Origin of the sequence: Curtobacterium sp. MCSS17_005 (assembly GCF_003234225.2) — a bacterium.
In the GTDB taxonomy this organism is placed as follows: Bacteria; Actinomycetota; Actinomycetes; order Actinomycetales; family Microbacteriaceae; genus Curtobacterium; species Curtobacterium flaccumfaciens.
The window spans coordinates 1,124,955-1,142,903 of the sequence record NZ_CP126258.1 but is presented as its reverse complement, the minus strand read 5'-3'; the positions used below and the strand labels follow the sequence as shown (position 1 = coordinate 1,142,903).

Annotated in this window: 19 protein-coding genes and 2 tRNA genes; 6 read left to right on the top strand and 15 right to left on the bottom strand. The window is 66.9% G+C overall.

What is annotated here, in order from left to right; genetic code table 11:
• Nucleotides 1-10 precede the first annotated feature (10 nt).
• On the top strand, nt 11-262 hold the full coding sequence (locus DEJ20_RS05605) for a hypothetical protein (RefSeq protein WP_027464702.1): 252 nt from the start codon (nt 11-13) through the stop codon (nt 260-262).
• A 146-nt stretch (nt 263-408) separates the two neighbouring features.
• Here the strand turns inward: DEJ20_RS05605 and DEJ20_RS05600 are convergent, their stop codons facing one another.
• The gene (locus DEJ20_RS05600) at nt 409-1,248 is read right to left on the bottom strand and encodes an alpha/beta fold hydrolase (RefSeq protein WP_111235301.1); all 840 of its coding nucleotides are present in this window, start codon (nt 1,246-1,248) and stop codon (nt 409-411) included.
• Between the two features lie 122 nt (nt 1,249-1,370).
• Between DEJ20_RS05600 and DEJ20_RS05595 the strand changes: the two genes are divergently transcribed.
• Both DEJ20_RS05595 and DEJ20_RS05590 read left to right on the top strand, forming a co-directional pair.
• Nucleotides 1,371-1,952 carry a TetR/AcrR family transcriptional regulator gene (locus DEJ20_RS05595; protein ID WP_071245042.1) on the top strand — a complete coding sequence of 194 codons (582 nt, stop codon included), beginning with the start codon at nt 1,371-1,373 and terminating at the stop codon, nt 1,950-1,952.
• 226 nt (nt 1,953-2,178) lie between these two features.
• Nucleotides 2,179-4,203, top strand: a complete 2,025-nt coding sequence (locus tag DEJ20_RS05590) for a M3 family metallopeptidase (RefSeq protein ID WP_111235302.1) — start codon at nt 2,179-2,181, stop codon at nt 4,201-4,203.
• Between the two features lie 84 nt (nt 4,204-4,287).
• Here DEJ20_RS05590 and clpX read toward each other — a convergent pair whose 3' ends face one another.
• The gene (gene clpX / locus DEJ20_RS05585; RefSeq protein ID WP_017886000.1) at nt 4,288-5,568 is read right to left on the bottom strand and encodes an ATP-dependent Clp protease ATP-binding subunit ClpX; all 1,281 of its coding nucleotides are present in this window, start codon (nt 5,566-5,568) and stop codon (nt 4,288-4,290) included.
• A gap of 236 nt (nt 5,569-5,804) precedes the next feature.
• Here clpX and DEJ20_RS05580 point away from each other — a divergent pair, with 236 nt between their 5' ends.
• Both DEJ20_RS05580 and DEJ20_RS05575 read left to right on the top strand, forming a co-directional pair.
• Nucleotides 5,805-6,533: a YcnI family copper-binding membrane protein gene (locus DEJ20_RS05580; protein WP_181431542.1), complete on the top strand. Its 729-nt coding sequence runs from the start codon at nt 5,805-5,807 to the stop codon at nt 6,531-6,533.
• Nucleotides 6,534-6,583: 50 nt separating this feature from the next.
• Nucleotides 6,584-7,192, top strand: coding sequence for a copper resistance CopC family protein (locus DEJ20_RS05575; protein ID WP_181431543.1), 609 nt, complete (start codon nt 6,584-6,586; stop codon nt 7,190-7,192).
• 63 nt (nt 7,193-7,255) lie between these two features.
• Here DEJ20_RS05575 and DEJ20_RS05570 read toward each other — a convergent pair whose 3' ends face one another.
• The 5 genes from DEJ20_RS05570 to DEJ20_RS05550 form a co-directional block, all read right to left on the bottom strand.
• Nucleotides 7,256-7,915 (bottom strand): ATP-dependent Clp protease proteolytic subunit, encoded by a 660-nt coding sequence (locus DEJ20_RS05570; protein ID WP_027464696.1) that lies wholly within the window; start codon nt 7,913-7,915, stop codon nt 7,256-7,258.
• A gap of 26 nt (nt 7,916-7,941) precedes the next feature.
• Complete coding sequence (locus DEJ20_RS05565) at nt 7,942-8,571, bottom strand: ATP-dependent Clp protease proteolytic subunit (RefSeq protein WP_071405541.1); 630 nt, start codon at nt 8,569-8,571, stop codon at nt 7,942-7,944.
• Nucleotides 8,572-8,738: 167 nt separating this feature from the next.
• The gene (tig, locus tag DEJ20_RS05560) at nt 8,739-10,046 is read right to left on the bottom strand and encodes a trigger factor (protein ID WP_111235305.1); all 1,308 of its coding nucleotides are present in this window, start codon (nt 10,044-10,046) and stop codon (nt 8,739-8,741) included.
• Nucleotides 10,047-10,099: 53 nt separating this feature from the next.
• Nucleotides 10,100-10,176: transfer RNA gene (locus tag DEJ20_RS05555), tRNA-Pro, on the bottom strand.
• A gap of 94 nt (nt 10,177-10,270) precedes the next feature.
• Nucleotides 10,271-10,546, bottom strand: coding sequence for a hypothetical protein (locus DEJ20_RS05550; RefSeq protein ID WP_111235306.1), 276 nt, complete (start codon nt 10,544-10,546; stop codon nt 10,271-10,273).
• 54 nt (nt 10,547-10,600) lie between these two features.
• Between DEJ20_RS05550 and DEJ20_RS05545 the strand changes: the two genes are divergently transcribed.
• Nucleotides 10,601-10,671, top strand: a tRNA-Gly gene (locus DEJ20_RS05545).
• Nucleotides 10,672-10,753: 82 nt separating this feature from the next.
• Here DEJ20_RS05545 and DEJ20_RS05540 read toward each other — a convergent pair.
• From DEJ20_RS05540 to DEJ20_RS05505, 8 genes are all read right to left on the bottom strand, one after another.
• The gene (locus tag DEJ20_RS05540) at nt 10,754-11,437 is read right to left on the bottom strand and encodes a DCL family protein (RefSeq protein ID WP_111235307.1); all 684 of its coding nucleotides are present in this window, start codon (nt 11,435-11,437) and stop codon (nt 10,754-10,756) included.
• 7 nt (nt 11,438-11,444) lie between these two features.
• Nucleotides 11,445-12,518 (bottom strand): XRE family transcriptional regulator, encoded by a 1,074-nt coding sequence (locus DEJ20_RS05535; RefSeq protein ID WP_111235308.1) that lies wholly within the window; start codon nt 12,516-12,518, stop codon nt 11,445-11,447.
• 5 nt (nt 12,519-12,523) lie between these two features.
• Nucleotides 12,524-13,114, bottom strand: coding sequence for a hypothetical protein (locus DEJ20_RS05530; RefSeq protein WP_111235309.1), 591 nt, complete (start codon nt 13,112-13,114; stop codon nt 12,524-12,526).
• A gap of 46 nt (nt 13,115-13,160) precedes the next feature.
• Nucleotides 13,161-14,315, bottom strand: a complete 1,155-nt coding sequence (locus tag DEJ20_RS05525; protein WP_111235310.1) for a tyrosine-type recombinase/integrase — start codon at nt 14,313-14,315, stop codon at nt 13,161-13,163.
• The gene (locus DEJ20_RS05520) at nt 14,315-14,959 is read right to left on the bottom strand and encodes a recombinase family protein (RefSeq protein ID WP_111235311.1); all 645 of its coding nucleotides are present in this window, start codon (nt 14,957-14,959) and stop codon (nt 14,315-14,317) included. The genes DEJ20_RS05525 and DEJ20_RS05520 overlap by 1 nt, the downstream gene beginning before the upstream one ends.
• On the bottom strand, nt 14,959-15,111 hold the full coding sequence (locus tag DEJ20_RS05515) for a hypothetical protein (RefSeq protein ID WP_181422708.1): 153 nt from the start codon (nt 15,109-15,111) through the stop codon (nt 14,959-14,961). Before DEJ20_RS05515 ends, DEJ20_RS05520 begins: the two co-directional genes overlap by 1 nt.
• A 206-nt stretch (nt 15,112-15,317) precedes the next feature.
• Nucleotides 15,318-15,902 carry an HGGxSTG domain-containing protein gene (locus tag DEJ20_RS05510; RefSeq protein WP_111235312.1) on the bottom strand — a complete coding sequence of 195 codons (585 nt, stop codon included), beginning with the start codon at nt 15,900-15,902 and terminating at the stop codon, nt 15,318-15,320.
• A gap of 160 nt (nt 15,903-16,062) precedes the next feature.
• Complete coding sequence (locus DEJ20_RS05505) at nt 16,063-17,898, bottom strand: AAA family ATPase (RefSeq protein WP_284183380.1); 1,836 nt, start codon at nt 17,896-17,898, stop codon at nt 16,063-16,065.
• Between the last annotated feature and the right edge of the window lie 51 nt (nt 17,899-17,949).

The window sequence follows — 17,949 nt, the reverse complement described above, 5'->3', positions numbered from 1 at the left end:
GGAGGCACGGATGCAGTTGGGCACACGCTGGAACGTGGGTGGGGAGCCGCCTGCGCGACTGCCCGAGACGATGGTCGTCGCCGTGCGCGGGGTCGAGGACGAGCTCGCGGCGGAGTCCGTCGACACGGCGACGTGGGGCTGGACCCTGACGTTCCTCGAGGGCAAGCCGATCGTCGAGCTCGACGACGGCACCTCGATCCACCTCGACGCGCTCGGGCACGCCCAGGTGACGAACCCCGACGACGCGGGCGAAGAGGACTAGCGCGCTGCGCGGGGGCGCGCTGCGCGCTGCTCGCTGCGCGGCGCGCTTGGAGTGCAGAAATGGTCGGGTCCCCGGTGGGAACCCGACCATTTGTGCTCACGATGCGGGCGCCCCCGCCGGGGAGCGCCCGCGTGATCGCCGAGGGATCAGGACTCGGCGAGCCAGGTGCGCAGGACCTCGTTCACCTCGGCGGTGTGCGTGGTGAGCAGGCCGTGCGGGGCGCCCTCGATCTCGACGTACTCCGCCGCAGGCAGCGCCTCGGTGAAGCGTCGGCCGGTGGCGTCGATCGGGAGGATGTTGTCCGACGTGCCGTGCACGATCAGGGCGGGGACGGTGACCTTCGGGATGTCCTGGCGGAAGTCGGTCGGCCAGGTCAGGGGTGCTGCGGCGGACGCGATCGAGCCGGAGCCGGCCGCGATGTTCCAGGCGTTGCGGACCTGCTCCTCGGAGATGCGGGTGCCGAGGTTCTCCGACAGGTTGAAGAAGTCCTGGTAGAAGTTCGTGAAGTACGCGTAACGGTCCTTCGCCACGTCGGCGGCGATGCCCTCGAAGAACGACATCGGGCCGGCGCCGTCGGGGTTGTCGTCGGTGATGGCGAGGAACGGCTCGAGCGAGGCGAGGAACGCGACCTTCGCGATCCGGTCCTCACCGTGGCGGCCGATGTAGCGGGCGATCTCGCCGGTGCCCATCGAGAAGCCGACGAGGATCACGTCGCGCAGGTCGAGGGTCTCGAGGACCGTGTGCAGGTCGTCGGCGAAGGTGTCGTAGTCGTAGCCGGTGGACGGCTGCGAGGACTGGCCGAAGCCGCGGCGGTCGTACGTGATGACGCGGTAGCCGGCCTCGAGGAGCATCGGGACCTGCCCCTCCCACGAGTTGCCGTCGAGGGGGAAGCCGTGGATCAGCACGATCGGCTGCCCCTGGCCCTTGTCCTCGTAGTGGAGTTCGATGTCGACGCTGTTCTCGGTTCCGACGGTGATGGCACCCATGATCGTTCCTTCCCTGAGTATCGCGGAGAACGATCGTTCTCCGCCGATGTCGACTACAGTAGAGAACGCCCGTTCCCAGCGCAACTCGAGAACGGTGAACACTCAGGGAACGGGGTACACACATGGCCACCAGCACCGTCGAGCCGGACGTCCGAGCACACATCGTCGAGGTTGCGGACCAGCTGTTCTACACGCGCGGGATCCAGTCCGTGGGGATGGACGAGATCCGCACGGGCGCCGGGGTCTCCCTCAAGAAGCTGTACGCGGCGTTCCCCGGCAAGGAGCAGCTCATCGCCGCGGTGCTCGCCGGCCGCCACGACATGTGGGAGCAGGGTGTGCACGGCGCGGTCGAGGCTGCGACCAGCCCGCGCGACAAGCTGCTGGCGGTCTACGACTTCCTCGAGTCGTGGTTCGGCGACGACACGTTCCGCGGCTGCGGGTTCATCAACGCGTTCGGCGAGCTCGGCGCAACCTCGCCCGCGGTCGCCGAGATCGCGCGTGAGCACAAGGACTCGTTCCAGCAGTTCGTGCAGCGGCTCACCGCCGAGGTCGTCGCCGACCCCGAGCACGCCGAGGAACTCGCCGCACAGCTCGCACTGCTCGCCGAGGGCGCGCAGACCACCGCGGCCATCGCGGGCACCACGGCGCCGGCCGCGCACGCGCGCCGTGCCGCGGTGACCCTGATCGACGCCGCGATGCGCTGACACGCGACGCGGGGCGGTCGGGAGGCCCGTGGCGGCGCCGCCACGGGCCTCCAGTCCGCCTGTTGGTCGCGCCGGGCGCGGGTGCGCCTGCCGGGCCGTTCCGGGCGTACCTGGTCGTTCCGGGCGTACCGGGTCCGTTCTTTCGACCAGGTACGCCCCATTCCGCTTCCCAGTCCGGGTGTCATGGGAAGGAACGGACTCCAGCACCCGTGCATAGGGTGGGCAGATGGCAACCCCGTTCGACGTCCCGAGCACCCTCCCCTACGCCCTGCCGCCCTTCGGCGACGTGCGACTCGAGCACTACAGACCGGCGTTCGAGGCCGGCATGGCCGAGCAGCGCGCCGAGGTCGAGGCCATCGCCACCGACCCGCACGCCCCGACGGTCGAGAACACCCTGGTCGCACTCGAGCGATCCGGGCAGCTGCTGACCCGCGTCAGCCACGTGTTCTTCACGCTGTCGTCGGCCGACTCGACCCCGGAGCTGCACGACCTCGAGGCCGAGGTCTCCCCGCTCCTCGCCGCCCACCGCGACGCGATCACGCTCGACTCCCGCCTGTACGCCCGCGTGCAGGAGGTGCTCGACGGTGCCGAGGCCGCCGGGCTGACCGGTGAGGCGCTGCGCCTGGTCGAGCGGACCCACGCCGAGATGACCCTGGCGGGGGCAGGACTCGACGACGCGGGCAAGGAGCGTCTGACCGCGATCAACCAGGAGCTCTCGACCCTCACGACGACCTTCGAGCGGAACCTGCTCGAGGACACCAACGACTCCGCCGTGCACGTGACGAACGAGGACGAGCTCGAGGGGCTCGACGACGGGGCGAAGTCCGCCGCGGCCGCCGCTGCTGCCGACCGGGGCCTGGACGGCTGGCTCATCACGCTGCCGCTCTACACCGGACACCCGTGGCTGTCCTCGCTGGCGAACCGCGACCTGCGCGAGCGGATCATGCGCGCCTCGCTCGCCCGCGGTCGTCGCGGCAACGAGTACGACAACCGCGAGGTGCTCCTGCGCATCGTCCGGCTCCGCGCCGAGCGCGCCGAGCTGCTCGGGTTCCCGAACCACGCCGCCGTGGTCACCGCCGACGAGACGGCGAAGACCCCCGAGGCCGTCGACGGGCTGCTGTCCTCGCTCGTCGGCGCTGCGGCACGGAACGCCGACGACGAGCGCGCGGTCCGGTCGCGCACGGTCGGGTTCGACATCGAGTCGTGGGACTGGGCGTACGCCACCGAGATCCTCCGAGGCGAGCAGTTCGCGGCGGACAGCACCGCGCTCCGCCCGTACTTCGAGGCCGACCGGGTCCTGCTCGACGGGGTCTTCCACGCCGCCGGCGCCCTGTACGGTCTGACCTTCACCGAGCGCCCGGACCTGCACGGCTACAACGACGAGGTTCGGGTCTTCGAGGTCACCGGCGACGACGACGAACCCGTCGGGCTGTACCTGCTCGACCTCTACACGCGTGACGGCAAGCGCGGCGGCGCGTGGATGAACCCGGTCGTCGAGCAGTCCGAGCTGCTCGGCACCCTGCCCGTCGTGGTCAACAACCTCAACGTCGCGAAACCGTCCGCCGGCTCCCCCACCCTGCTCATCCAGGACGAGGTCGAGACGCTCTTCCACGAGTTCGGCCACGCCCTGCACGGCCTCATCGCCCGCACCACCTACCCGCGGTTCTCCGGCACGAACGTCGAGCGGGACTTCGTCGAGTTCCCGAGCCAGGTGAACGAGATGTGGCTGTCGTGGCCGTCCGTGCTGGCGAACTACGCGAAGCACCACGAGACCGGAGCACCCCTGCCGCCCGAGCTCGTCCTGGGGCTCAGCGAGTCCGAGGGGTTCAACGAGGGCTTCGGCACGACCGAGTACCTCGCCGCCGCACTGCTCGACCAGGCGTGGCACCGGCTCTCGGCTGCCGACGCCGCAGCGGTGACGTCCGTCGAGGACTTCGAGCGTTCGGCGTTGGAGTCGGCCGGCATCGCCGTCGAGGCCGTGCCGCCGCGCTACTCGTCGACGTACTTCGCGCACACGTTCTCGGGCGGGTACGACGCCGGGTACTACGGGTACATCTGGTCCGAGGTGCTCGACGCCGACACCGTGGAGTGGTTCCGCGACAACGGCGGGCTGGACCGTGCAGCTGGTCGACGCTTCGCGGAACGCCTGCTCGGGGTCGGCGGGGCGAAGGATCCGCTCGAGGCGTACCGGGACTTCCGCGGCCGCGACGCTGAGGTCGGCCCGCTGCTGCGGCGCCGCGGGCTCGAGTAGCCGCACGCCGTCGCACCGCACCACGAAAGGGACACAGCACCACGGAATCCCGTGGTGCTGTGTCCGTTCGCTGGTTCCGGAGGGCTACGCCGACTTCTCGACGCGCTTGGCCCGGGGCCGCGGCACGATCGTCGGCGCCGCGTTCTCGAGCACGGACTCGCGGGTGATCACCACGCGGGCGACGTCGTCGTCGGACGGGACGTCGAACATCACCGGGCCGAGGACCTCTTCGAGGATCGCCCGGAGCCCGCGGGCACCCGTCTGGCGCAGCACCGCGAGGTCCGCGATGGCCTCGAGCGCACCCTGGTCGAACTCGAGCTCGACGCCGTCGATCTGGAACATCCGCTGGTACTGCTTCACCAGCGCGTTCTTCGGCTCGGTCAGGATCTGCATGAGCGCCGCCTGGTCGAGCTGCGACACCGTGGTGACGACGGGCAGACGACCGATGAACTCGGGGATCAGACCGAACTTGTGCAGGTCTTCCGGCAGCACCTCGGAGTACAGGTCCTGGTGGTCGGTCGCGCTGTGCAAGGGCGCCCCGAAGCCGATCCCGCGCTTGCCGACGCGCGAGGACACGATGTCCTCGAGCCCGGCGAACGCGCCCGCCACGATGAACAGCACGTTCGTCGTGTCGATCTGGATGAACTCCTGGTGCGGGTGCTTGCGGCCGCCCTGCGGCGGGACTGAGGCGACCGTGCCCTCGAGGATCTTGAGCAGCGCCTGCTGCACGCCTTCACCCGAGACGTCGCGGGTGATCGACGGGTTCTCGGCCTTGCGGGCGATCTTGTCGACCTCGTCGATGTAGATGATGCCGGTCTCGGCGCGCTTCACGTCGTAGTCGGCGGCCTGGATGAGCTTGAGGAGGATGTTCTCGACGTCCTCGCCGACGTAGCCGGCCTCGGTCAGGGCGGTGGCGTCCGCGACGGCGAACGGCACGTTGAGGCGCTTGGCCAGGGTCTGCGCCAGGTACGTCTTGCCGCAACCGGTCGGGCCGATGAGCAGGATGTTCGACTTGGCGATCTCGATGTCGTCGCGGTCTTCGGCGGCGGTAATCTGCCCCTGCGCACGGATGCGCTTGTAGTGATTGTAGACGGCCACGGCGAGGGCGCGCTTCGCCGGGTCCTGCCCGATGACGTACTCCTGCAGGAAGTCGAAGATCTCCCGCGGCTTGGGCAGTTCGAAGTCCCCGCTCGAGGTGTCCTCGCCGGCTTCGGCCAGACGTTCCTCGATGATCTCGTTGCAGAGCTCGACGCACTCGTCGCAGATGTAGACGCCCGGTCCGGCGATGAGCTGCTGGACCTGCTTCTGGCTCTTGCCGCAGAACGAGCACTTGAGGAGATCGCCGCTCTCTCCGATGCGTGCCATTCCCGTGCCTCCCTGATTGGACATGCCGGCCGCGCTGTCGCACCACCGCTGGTGCACCGCTGCTGGTGGGCACCTCGTCGTGGACACGAGCCTAACCGCAACCGGTGACACCGACCGTGATGCCCCTCCGGAATCCGCCCGCGCGTTCGCCCAGGGCGTGCGAGCCTGCTACGGTGATCCGGACTTCTCTACATCTTGTAGAACAGCAGGTGCAGAACCACCCCGGAAGGAACCCCATGCAGAAGCGTCTCGCCGCCGGCGGCGCCGTCACCCTCGGTGTCGCAGCCGTCATCGTCCTCGGCAGCGCCACGGCGGCCAGCGCGCACGTGTCCGCCACGGCCACGTCGACCGCAGCGAACTCGTACACCACGGCGACCTTCTCGGTCCCGCACGGCTGCGACGGCTCCCCCACGACGAAGATCCAGTTCCAGGTGCCGGAGTCCGTCATCGAGGTCACGCCCACCGTGAACCCGAACTGGACGATCACGAAGGCGACCGAGCCCTACACCGACCCGTCGGCGTCGGCATCCGACGAGGACCACGCCGAGACGGCCGCCGAGCGCGTCACCAGCGTCACGTACACCGCGAAGACCCCCCTGCCCGCCGACGAGCGCGACACCTTCGCGCTCTCGTTCTCGCTGCCGGACGGCAAGGCCGGCGACCTGGTCGAGTTCCCCGCGATCCAGACCTGCGAGAAGGGCAGCGTCGAGTGGAACCAGGAGCAGAAGGCCGGCGAAGCCGAGCCCGAGCACCCGGCACCCTCGATCACGCTGACCGCCGCCGAGGCGACGAACGACGACGGTGACCCGATCGCCGCGACCCCGACGGCCGAGGCCGCCGGCTCGACCGCCTCGAGCGACCCCGACCTGGTCGGTCGCTTCCTCGGCCTCGGGGGCCTGGTGCTCGGCGCCGTCGCCCTGGTCGTCGCCGTCGCCGGCACGCGTCGTCGGAGCTCCGCCAAGTGACGCAGCGCGGCTCGCGTCGGTCCCGGCCTCGGTCCTCTGCCTGGAGGCTCGTGGCCGGGACCGCCGCGGCCGTCGCGATCGCCGGTGGCGCAGTCCTCGGGCTCGCCGGTCCGGCCAGCGCGCACAACTACCTGATCTCGTCCGACCCGGAGGTCGGCGGCACCCTGACCGAGCTGCCGGAGACGTTCGACATCACGACGAACGACAAGCTGCTCGACATCGGCGACTCTGGCTCCGGGTTCGCGTTCCGCATCGTCGGCCCCGACGGCAGGTACTACGAGGACGGCTGCGTCGACGTCGAGGGGCCGTCGATGACCACGGCCGCCGCACTCGGCGACTCCGGCAAGTACACAGTCGAGTGGCAGATCGTCTCCGCCGACGGGCACACCGTGTCCGACGAGTACCCCTTCACGTGGAAGGCGCCGTCGGGCTTCACCCCGGCCTCCGGCGCGGCGAAGCCCCCGACCTGCGCCACCGCCGGTGACGACGACGCCGGCTCGGACACCACCACCGGCACCGCCTCGGGATCGAGCGACTCGGCGGCGTCCGACGCGATCTGGATCGGCGCCGGTGGCGTCGTGCTGGTCGGGGTGGTCGTCGCGGTACTGCTGCTCCTGCGCCGCAAGCCGGCCCCGGAGTCCGACGACACCGAGGACTGACCACCGCGCAACGACGAAGGCCCCGCACCGTTCGGTGCGGGGCCTTCGTCGTTCCTGCTGGTGCTACTTGACGAGCGCCGGCAGGTTCTTGCGGCTGGTGAGGACCTGGTCGATCAGGCCGTACTCCACGGCTTCCTGCGCGGACATGATCTTGTCGCGCTCGATGTCGTGGTTGATCTCCTCCGGCGTCTTGTTGGAGTGCTTCGACAGCGTCTCCTCGAGCCAGGTGCGCATGCGGAGGATCTCCGCCGCCTGGATCTCGATGTCGGACGCCTGACCGCCACCCTGCTGGGTCGCGGGCTGGTGGATCAGCACGCGGGCGTTCGGCAGCGCGAGACGCTTGCCGGGGGTGCCACCGGCAAGGAGCACCGACGCGGCCGAGGCAGCCTGACCGAGGCAGACCGTCTGGATCTGCGGACGGATGTACTGCATCGTGTCGTAGATCGCCGTCATCGCGGTGAACGAGCCACCGGGCGAGTTGATGTACATCACGATGTCGCGGTCGGGGTCCATCGACTCGAGCACGAGCAGCTGGGCCATGACGTCGTCAGCTGACGCGTCGTCGACCTGCACGCCGAGGAACACGATGCGGTCCTCGAACAGCTTGGCGTACGGGTCCTGGCGCTTGTAGCCGTAGGCCGTGCGCTCTTCGAAGCTCGGCAGGATGTACCGATTGGACGGAGCCGGGACGTTCTGCGCGCCACCGAGCATGGGGAGATGCATTCTCGTTTCCTTTTCTTCGGTGGTGATCAGGACTGGGCGTCGGGCTCGGCTGCGCTGGTGGGCGTCTCGCCGTCGCCGACGGTGCCACCACCGCCGATGACCTCGGCACTCGAGGCGCGGAGGTGGTCGACGAAGCCGTACTCGAGCGCTTCCTGCGCCGTGAACCAGTTGTCGCGGTCGTTGTCCTTGAGGACCTGCTCGACCGACTTGCCGGTCTGCTCGGCCGTGAGCTCCGCCATGCGCTGCTTCATGTCGAGGATGACCTTGGCCTGCGTCTGGATGTCGGCAGCGGTGCCGCCGAAGCCACCGGACGGCTGGTGGAGCAGCACGCGCGCGTTCGGCGTGATGTAGCGCTTGCCGGGCGTGCCGGAGGACAGGAGGAACTGTCCCATCGACGCGGCGAGGCCGATGCCCACGGTGACGATGTCGTTCGGGACGAACTGCATCGTGTCGTAGATCGCCATGCCGGCGGTGATCGAACCACCGGGCGAGTTGATGTAGAGGTAGATGTCCTTCTCAGGGTCCTCGGCGGCGAGCAGCAGCAGCTTGGCTGCGATCTCGTTCGAGTTGTCGTCGCGGACCTCGGAGCCGAGCCACACGATCCGGTCTCTCAGAAGGCGGTCAAAAACACTGGGGTTCAGTGTTGCTTCGGCCATGGAAAAGCTCCCGTTCAGTTGTCGCTTGTTGTCGAACTTATCGGGTGCAACGCACCAGTTCTCGTCTGTTCGCCGACAGCAATGCGGTGGTGCGGAAATACGGACGGGAGGCGCGGTGCCAGCTGGCACCGCGCCTCCCGTCTGTCGTACTGGTGGCGTCGAGATCGTTACTCGGCGTCCCCTGCCGGCTCCTGCGCGACGCCCGCCGTGAAGGCGGACAGGTCGACGGCGTCGCCGTTGGTGTCCTTGACGGTCACCTTGGACAGGACTGTCGCGACCGCCTTCGAGCGGGCGACCTCGCCGACCATGCCGGGGATCTGGCCGTTCTGGTCGATGACCTTGATGAACTCGGCCGGCTCCATGCCGTACTGCGCGGCGGCCTGGATGAGGTACTGGGTCAGTTCCTCCTGCGAGACCTGGATCTCTTCCTTCTCGGCGATCGCGTCGAGGAGGATCTGCGAGCGGAAGGCGGTCTCGCTGGACTCGGAGACCTCCTTGCGGTGCTCCTCGTCCTCGAGGCGGTTCTCCTGCTCGAGGTGACGGTGCACCTCGTCGGCGATGAGCTGCTCCGAGATCGGGATGTTGACGTCCTCGGTGAGCTTCTCGACGAGCTTGTCGCGAGCCGCGGCGCCCTGACCGAAGGTCTTGGACTTCGCGATCTGCTCCTTGAGGTCAGCCTTGAGCTCGTCGATGGTGTCGAACTGGCTGGCGATCTGGGCGAACTCGTCGTCGGCCTCGGGGAGCTCGCGCTCCTTGACGGCGGTGACGGTGACGGCGATCTGGGCGGTCTCGCCCTCGCGGTCGCCACCGACGAGCTTCGACTCGAAGGTCGTCGACTCACCGGCGGTCAGGGACTCGAGCGCCTCGTCGATGCCCTCGAGCAGGTCGCCGGAGCCGATCTCGTAGGAGACGCCGGTGGCCGAGTCGACCTCGTCGTCGCCGATGCTGGCGGTGAGGTCGATCTGCGCGAAGTCGCCGGTCTTCACCGGACGGTCGACGGTCACGAGCGTGCCGAAGCGGGTGCGGAGGTTCTGCAGCTCCTCTTCGATCTCGTCGTCCGACACCTCGACGGCGTCGACGGTGAGCTCGTACGAGGAGTAGTCCGGCAGGTCGAACTCGGGGCGGACGTCGACCTCGAAGGTGAGGACGAGGTCACCGGTGAAGTCCGCGACGTTCGGCAGCTCGGCGACGTCGGCCTCGGCACGGCCGAGGATGCGCAGCTCCTGCTCTTCGACCGCCTGGCGGTAGAAGTTGTCGATGGCGTCACCGACGGCGTGGTTCAGGACCTCGCCGCGGCCGACGCGCTGGTCGACGATCGCCGGCGGGACCTTGCCCTTGCGGAAGCCGGGGATGTTGATCTGCTCGGCGATGTGCTTGTAGGCGTGGTCGATGCTCGGCTTGAGATCGTCCGGCGTCACGTTCACGGTGAGCTTGACGCGGGTGTCGCTCACCTTGTCGACGGTGCTGGTGGCCAAGGGATGTTCTCCTGTTGGTTGACGTTCGTGTGGTCGGTGGTGCTCGGAGGACCTGGTCGGGGCGACAGGATTTGAACCTGCGACCTCCCGCTCCCAAAGCGGGCGCTCTACCAAGCTGAGCTACGCCCCGTTGCTTCGTGCCAGGGATCAGCCGCGCACGCCGAGGGGCGCATGCGACCCCGGTGAGTCTAGCGGTCCGACGGCGCGCTGTTCCCGGGGGTTGCTCAGTCGTCCTCCGCGGCGCGTCGCAGACCCCGCCGCCACCGGATCCCGACGGCCACCTGGACCCCGAGGGCAGCCACCGCGAGCAGCAGTCCGACGACGATCCGCCAGACGTGCAGCAGTGCGTGCGCGGGCTGCGACTGCGGATCCCCGAACACGTCGGGACGCAGGGACAGCACCGCGGCGGCGAAGACCACCAGCACGTACGAGACCACCCGCGACCAGCGGATGGTGCGCTCGGCACCGGCGTCCGGCTTCGGGATGACGCGCGTCGGCATGTCGGTGCTCGTTCGTCCGCTACGATGGTCGGGCTGCGCCTGGTGCGCAGGCGCGGGGATGTAGCTCAATGGTAGAGCCCCAGTCTTCCAAACTGGCCACGCGGGTTCGATTCCCGTCATCCCCTCCCTTGTGGCTACTGGGAAGCAGGCCCGTCCGGGCAACGGACGCAAAGGCCGAACCCCTCCATAGCCACTCCCAGCGGGCAGTCACACGCGAGTGGGCTGCTCGTTCTTCACGTACACCGGATTGGCGCGCTGCTCGTAGTAAGCGAGCCACTCGTTGCGGAGCTCCTCATCCTCAACGTCCCGCCCGACGAATACGTAGCCGTTACCGCTGTGCGTGCTGATAGCTCCCCAACCACCGTGCTCGGCAGCGAACCCCTCGGTCAGCTCCGCCCAGGTGGGGCTGAGGTGGCGCGTGTCAGCCTGATGTTTCTGCTCGATCAGCTCGCCACTCAGCGCGCAGTAGACAGGTTCGCTACCAGACGCGAAGTCCTCGTCGCGTCGCCGGACGCGAGCATCGTCGATAGCGAAGGCGAGAGCACTCTTCACATTCGCGGCCTCCGTCGGGCTATCGATGACGTGGTGATAGCTCCAATCTCGCTCCGAACCGTCAGTGCGAACCACGATGATGGCACGCTGCTTCCGACCAACCGCCTCCTTGCCCGGCAGACGCCAGGTCTCCTGGACGTAGAAGTAATCGATTCCCTCACCGATCTTCTCGTCCGCGTCGGAGTGCAGCTCCAGAATCTCGCGGAGGATCTGCTCATGCGTCCCAACCGGAATTCGTTCACGCAGCGGGTACGCATGGAGGATCTCGTCTCGAACGAAATTCTTGGCCGCGGTGCGACTCTTGAACGTCCTGGACGGGATAACGAAGGGAATTGCCATTATATCCTCACTTCAGCGCTCGCAGATGGCCGCCGCTTGATTTTCGCGACTCAGGTGCTTCAACCTCAAACCTGGATCCGAACTCGCTGGGGTTCAGAGCAACGACCTGGGCGAGCTCGTGGAAAGAGTAACCATGATCCCGGAGGTGAACATCGATCAATGATGAAACGACCGTCGGGTGGTCGGGCTGAACTTCCACCGGCTCAGCCTTCCGCCAGCCTTTTTGAGACATCGACACAATCAGACTCTTGTACCGCGTTGCGTCAATCAGCCCAAGATCGCGGGCGCGTCGAATAAGGGCACTCATAGCGACCCGCCACACCACCTTGAGCTGAGCGGCACGGGCCAGCGTCATGCCCTTCAGCTGCGTGCGAATCTCTGCGGCCGGCATCAAGAACTCAGCTGCGAACTCGTCTGCCTCACGCTCGGCTTCATCCGACGTGACCAGAACCGAATGCATGACCAAGTGGCCAAGCTCGTGGGCCAAGGTGAAACGCTCCCGATCTGCCGACATACCCGCATTCAGAATAATGAGCGCCGGATACGTGCCAACGTTGTCGAGGCTGATGGCGGCAATCTTCGGAGATTCAAGATTGCTGCGCACGACAATGATGCCTGCCAATTCGAGGGTTGCTGCCATATCTCGCACTGGCCCCATGGGCATCCGCCAGTTGGCCCTGACCCCACGAGCAACTTCGGCAGGCGAGCCAAAATCCTCAATCGCCAGAACGGGGAGACTGTATTGGGTATCGATCTCGATCGAACGCAACAGCTTATCTAGTCGCATACGCGTGAGATTGACTTGCGCCTGGATTTTGCGTAGAACTGTTTGCGGAAGGCTTTGCTGCTTCCGATGATAGAAAGCTGCACTGCCAAAGCCGTACACAGGATCTGTCCAAGAAAACGCGTCCACGGGGTAGTCCAGCACATCGGCAACCTTCTGCAAACGCGCGTCATCCAAAGTGGCCAGGCCGTTTTCAGCTTTGGACAACGTTGGTTGCGGTATGCCCGCCAGCTTCGCGAGTTGCGCGCCGCTGTACCCTCGTGATTCGCGCAGAAGAGTTAGCATCTGCGGATTCATGTTGCTTATCCTTCGGCTTCTTCCCGCTCCGCGGGACGCGTGCTTCGTACCGGCGGCCCCTGAGGCGAGTCGACGGGCACAGGGAGAACAGGGGCGAGGCCCTGACCCGTGAGATCGATCTGCCAGATTACTCGACCGTCGAAGGGGCAAGCGATCGCAAGCACGTCGAGGTCGAGTCCGAGCTCGTCCGGCAGGTACCCCGCGACCACGTACGTCGCAGCGGTTCCGTCGAGGACGACCTGCTGGAACTCGAACTCCAGCCGCTGCTGCGTAGGGATTCCAGAGGTGCTGAGCTTCCGGCTTCTGAACTTCTTGAACCGCATGATCAGCCGACCGTCGTCGAACGAGACAGTAAGTATCTGACCCTTGCGGACGGCAGGGATCCCCTGAGTATCGAAGTACTCCTCAGCTCGTGCGGTGATCGTGTCGTACACGATGTTCGCCCTCGTGGTGGCGCGCGAGGTAGCGAGCTTCGGAGACTTGGCAACCATGTCGTGCCAATCGGCCCAACCTCCCTCCAGGAAGCCGCGCAGTGCGTCCAGGTGGGGTGCGAGGATCGCTTCTGCGTCCTGCTGCGAGATCAGATCGTCGAGCATGGATCCATGCTGACCTATAAATTTCTGGCTGTCAACTATTCGCGTTCTATTCGGCGCGTCGTCTCGCCGGCTCGGCGACGAACGCCTCGAAGCGCGCAATCTGGTCGTCGTAGTCGGTCGGGTACAGGTGTCCGTAGATGGTGTCCGTCGTGGAGACCGATGCGTGCCCCATCCAGCGGCTGACCTCGTACGGCTTGAACCCGGCAGCGAGCATGAGCGAGGCGTACGTGTGACGCAGGTCGTGGAAGCGCATGTGCTGCACCACGCGCGCCCGCTGGGCTGCTGGCACCAGGTAGTAGGCGCGCACTCCCCCGCAGTCGATGTTCCGGGACCAGTCGAGCCGGCGAGAGCCGTTGCTGCGGGCTGGCCAGAACAGCGCATCGGGGTCGCCGCTGTGCGGGTGCGCCAGCAGGTACTCGCGCAGGTCAGCGATGAGCGACCGCGAGAGCAGCGGTACGTTCCGGGTGGAGCGGGCGCTCTTGGGGGTACCGACCTGCCACTCGCCGTTCACGCGCCGGATGGACTGCCGAACCTCCACGTGCCCGGCAGCAAGGTTGAGGTCGCGGATACGCAGCCCTTGCAGCTCGGCGGCGCGCAGCCCGGTACCTGCGGCGAAGCGGATCAGCAGCCCGTACGGCGCGTACTCGTCCAGTTCCTTGGCGACCTGCTCCACCTGCGTCGCTGTGAGGAACACCGGAGCGAACCCCTCGGCGTTGGTGGCGCGAGGGATGTCCACGGCGTCGCACGGGTTGTGAGCGATCAGCCTGTGCCGCAGCGCGTACCGGAACACCTTGTTCAGCGCGATGAAGTGGTTGCGCACGGTGGAGGACGCGCGGCCGGTGGCGATGAGCTCAGCGACCCAGGCCTCCACCTCTTCCGAAGTGATGGTCGAGATACGCCGCTTGCCGAAGGTCGGCAGCACGCGCGCCTCGTATAGCTGCACGTACCCGGCGTAGGTGCTGGGCTTCAGCTTCGCGCGGGACGCCGCGAGCGACGCCTGCACGACTTCCTCGAAGCTCTTGCTGCGCCCGGCCAGCGGCTCGGTCGTCTGTCCGTGCGCCTTCTGGTTCTCCACCGTCAGGGCGAACCGCTCAGCCTCGCGCTTGACGGTGAACGACCGCTGCCGGAACTTCCCGCCATCGCGCCAACGGACCTCGTAGGCGCGCCCGGTCCTGCGCTCTACCTCTCTTACGTGCGCCATCAGACAGCCGCCCCGACTCGGGCGATGGAGTTGTATGCGCGCCGCACAACAGACTCGCTCCAGGTAGTCAGCCCGGTGGGCGTCAGGTACTTCTCGTCGGTGAGCTCAGCCGCGATGGACCGGAAGCTCGCTCCGGCGTCCCGCGACAGCACGATGCGGCGCATTAGTCCGGCTGGGATTGCCGACGGGCGTCCGTTGCGCTCACCGCGGCGGGCACGAGCTGCAAGCGCGTCTTTCGTGCGGACCGAGATCATCTCGCGCTCCAGCTCTGCGAACGTCGCCAGCATCTGCGCCATCGCTCGGCCCTGTGGCGTCGCCAGGTCCACCGCCAGGTCGAGAATCACGAGGTTCCAGTGCTGCTGCTGTGCCGCGACCAAGATCTCGCTCGCGTGCAGCACCGACCGCGCTAACCGGTCGATCTTCGCGACGACGAGGGCCTCTGCCTGCCCGGTGCGAAGCAGGTCCAGTGCGCGACGCAGCTCAGGGTTCACCGCTTTGCCGCTGCGTCCGAGGTCGGCGACGACCTCGACCGTCCACCCGCGGCGGCTGGCCTCAGCGTGGATGGCTTCGACCTGCGCCTCGACGCCGAGGCCGGAGCGTTCCTGTTCTTCCGTGCTGACGCGCACGTAACCGATCACGTGCATCAGACCGCGCCCTCTCGCGTCAGCCCGATGACGGGCGCGCCGTCCTCGTCGGTGAGCAACCCCGCCGACTCCTGGTCCGCGACGATCTGGAACTGCACCTGGCTCGTCGGGTCGTACTCGCCCAGAAGCTCGATTAGCTCTTGCACGGTCATGGTTCTGTCCTCTCGGTCTGCGGCGGAAACGTCCGGTTGCGCCTTCCGCCTCGACCTGAATCGAACCTCCGCATCTGAGATTTCACCAGCGCCGTCCGAATATCCGAGCGTGCGGCCCGAGTGCGTCCGAGGGGTCACCGGGGTACCCGGTCGGAGGCGTTCGGCCGACACAGTCCGATCGAAAGGACGCCTGGACCACTGCCGGTTCACCGGGTCCTCCGCCCCTTGCGGACCTGCGGCCCGGCTTGCACCGGCTTGGGCTGTTGTGCACCGCGTTCGGCCGCGGTGCGCGGGGCCGGGTTGCCGGTCTTCCGCTGGCGGCGGTCGCGGGCAGCTTGGCGTTCCTCCATGGCGGCGTCGGCCGCGGCTTCCTCGGCGGAGTAGTCGGGCGCGCCACCCGGTTCGTCCGGGAGCTCGGTGACGTCGGCGTCGTCCAGGTCGTACACGAAAGCCGCCTCGATGTTGGACTCCAGCAGGCTGACTGTCACACCCATCTCGATCTCCTGCTTCCCGGCCAGCTGGGCGCGATCCAGCAGGTCGCGGGCGGCGGCTAGCTGCACGGCGTAGGGCACCTTGGCGTCCTGCATCAGTTCCACCAGTCGCGCCGCCGCCTTGTCACTCGCTTCGAGGATGCGCTGCTGCGCCCGGCGCCGTACCTGCGGGGCAGCGCCGCCGTGCATACGGCAGACGTTCGTTCCGAGCATCGCCCAGTTGCGGCAGGGCTCTCCGTTGCGGCGGCGTGCGGTGCAACGGGTGTCCGCGTGCATGAGGTCCGAGTTGTTCTTCGACATGTCTTCTTCTCCTAGGTGCGGTGTGATGCGAAGGCGTCAGGAAGACGCCACGCTCTCGGTGGATGACTTCTTCGTATTTCTCCGAGGAGCAGATGAATTCTTCGGAGGTCAGGATGACTTCTTCGGCAGGCTCGGAAGAAGTCGCGGTCAAGCCCGGGTTTCAGGAAGAATTCACCACACGGAAGGTTGACGTGTTCGTGGTGCCTTCGGGCCAGTACCACTCCCACCCGCCCGTAAGGCTCGACTTGCGCGATTCAACCGGTGGTCGCGTCTTCCTGCGTGCGCGGGTCAGAGTGCTCTTCTTGTAGCCCTCTGCCTCCCCCGCCGCCTCCGCCTCGGACGCGGGCGCAGTCCCGCTGTTCTCGCGCATGAACTCCTGCAGCCACATCACCGCGTCGTTGCCCTCCGGCGTTCGATTGATGAGTTGATCCACGGTCGTCAGCGTTTCCCCCAGGTACTCGACCCGAGCTGCGTGGGCGTGATCGCCGTCATCGAGCGGCACCAACGTGTCTTCGAGCCGATATGCAATCGACATCTCACCGAAGTCCGCGTAGTTCCCCTTGTCCTGCGTCATTACCACTTGCTGCTGATCGTCATCCTTCGCAAAGAGCATCACTGCCCGCGCCGCGTCTCGGTAGGCGTGGCTACCAGACAGCTTGTCGGAGGCATTTCCGCCGCCCTTGTTGAAGTGCATGATGCCGATCACGACGACGTCCATCTCCCGTGCCAGCTTTGCGAGAGGATCGAGCACAGACCGAACCACTTCTCGGTGGTGGTCGTTGCCTGTCATGCTGGACGTGATCGGGTCGAAGATCACGAGCCGTGCTCCGGTTGCCTCGATTGCCCCCTTCACTAGCGGCAAGTCATCCGGCAGCGACGGGTAGCGCTCCCCAGAGGTCTCCTCCACGCCTGTGGAGATGGCAACGTCGAAGATGCGGTCCATGTCAGCGCCAGCGGCTGCGAGTCTCGGCTTCATCTGAGTCGCCCAGTCGTCTTCGACACTGACGTACAGCACCGAGGTCCTCTGGCCCAAGAGGTCGCCTGGAAGCGTGCCGTGCTGGACCTGCGCCGCGAGCCAAAGCGCGAACGTCGACTTCCCAACGCCACCGCGCCCCGCAAAGAGCGTCACAGCTCCGAGCGGGATGCGGTTGTCCCACAAGAACCGTTGACGGCGAGACGAGACTGCAGAGGCAGGCCGGAGAACCAAACGACCAGCGGATTGCCCCGACGCATCTGTATTGCGTTGCCGCGCCTCCCGCATCGCCCCGTACAGTGCCGCCGCCGACCCATCGTGATAGAGAAAGAAGTCGGAGATATCAGCTCCGACCTGACCAGCAGGCAAAAGCCCTTCCTGCACCAAGTCGATGATGAACACTCGTGCGCCAGCCGCACGCAGCCGCACCACGACCTTTTGTGCGCCAGAGCGTCCGGCCTCGTCGGCGTCGTAGGCGACAAATACGTCTCGACCACCAAGCAGCTCGAGATTTTGTGGCGGCTGCGAGGATCCGCCAGTACCTGTTGCTGCGACGAAGAGGCCCTCTGACTCCTGATTCGCGAGCAACGCGTCCAGCTCACCCTCACAGAAAAGGACCGGAAGATCGTTTCCGAGCACCACATCCTCCGGATATAGGACAGATACGCCGTGCCCGGGCGTGTTCAGCATCTTATTTGCGGTTCCGGCCCTATACCGCCGGACATTCACCCACCTATCGTTCTGCCGCACGGGGATGGTGATCCGGTCGCCGTCCCAGCCGAGGTTGTAGCGTTCGATTGTCTCCCTCGACAGTCCCCGCTCGCTTCGCAAGACTTTGAGTGCCCGTGATCCAGCTTGGCGCATCAAATCCTTGTGCCAGCGTGCAGGCGCTTTTTGGTCTTCGAGCGCGAGGGGCTGTCGCTGGGCGGAACCGTCCTCCGCACTCTGCGGTGACGCCTTGGCGCGGAGAACCCGGGTCGCCTGGTCTGGGTTTAGACCTCGGAGCACGAGACCGTGCTTCACCTCGGTCCAGTCGCAACCAAAACAGTGGGCTAGAACCCGCCCGTCCTTCCC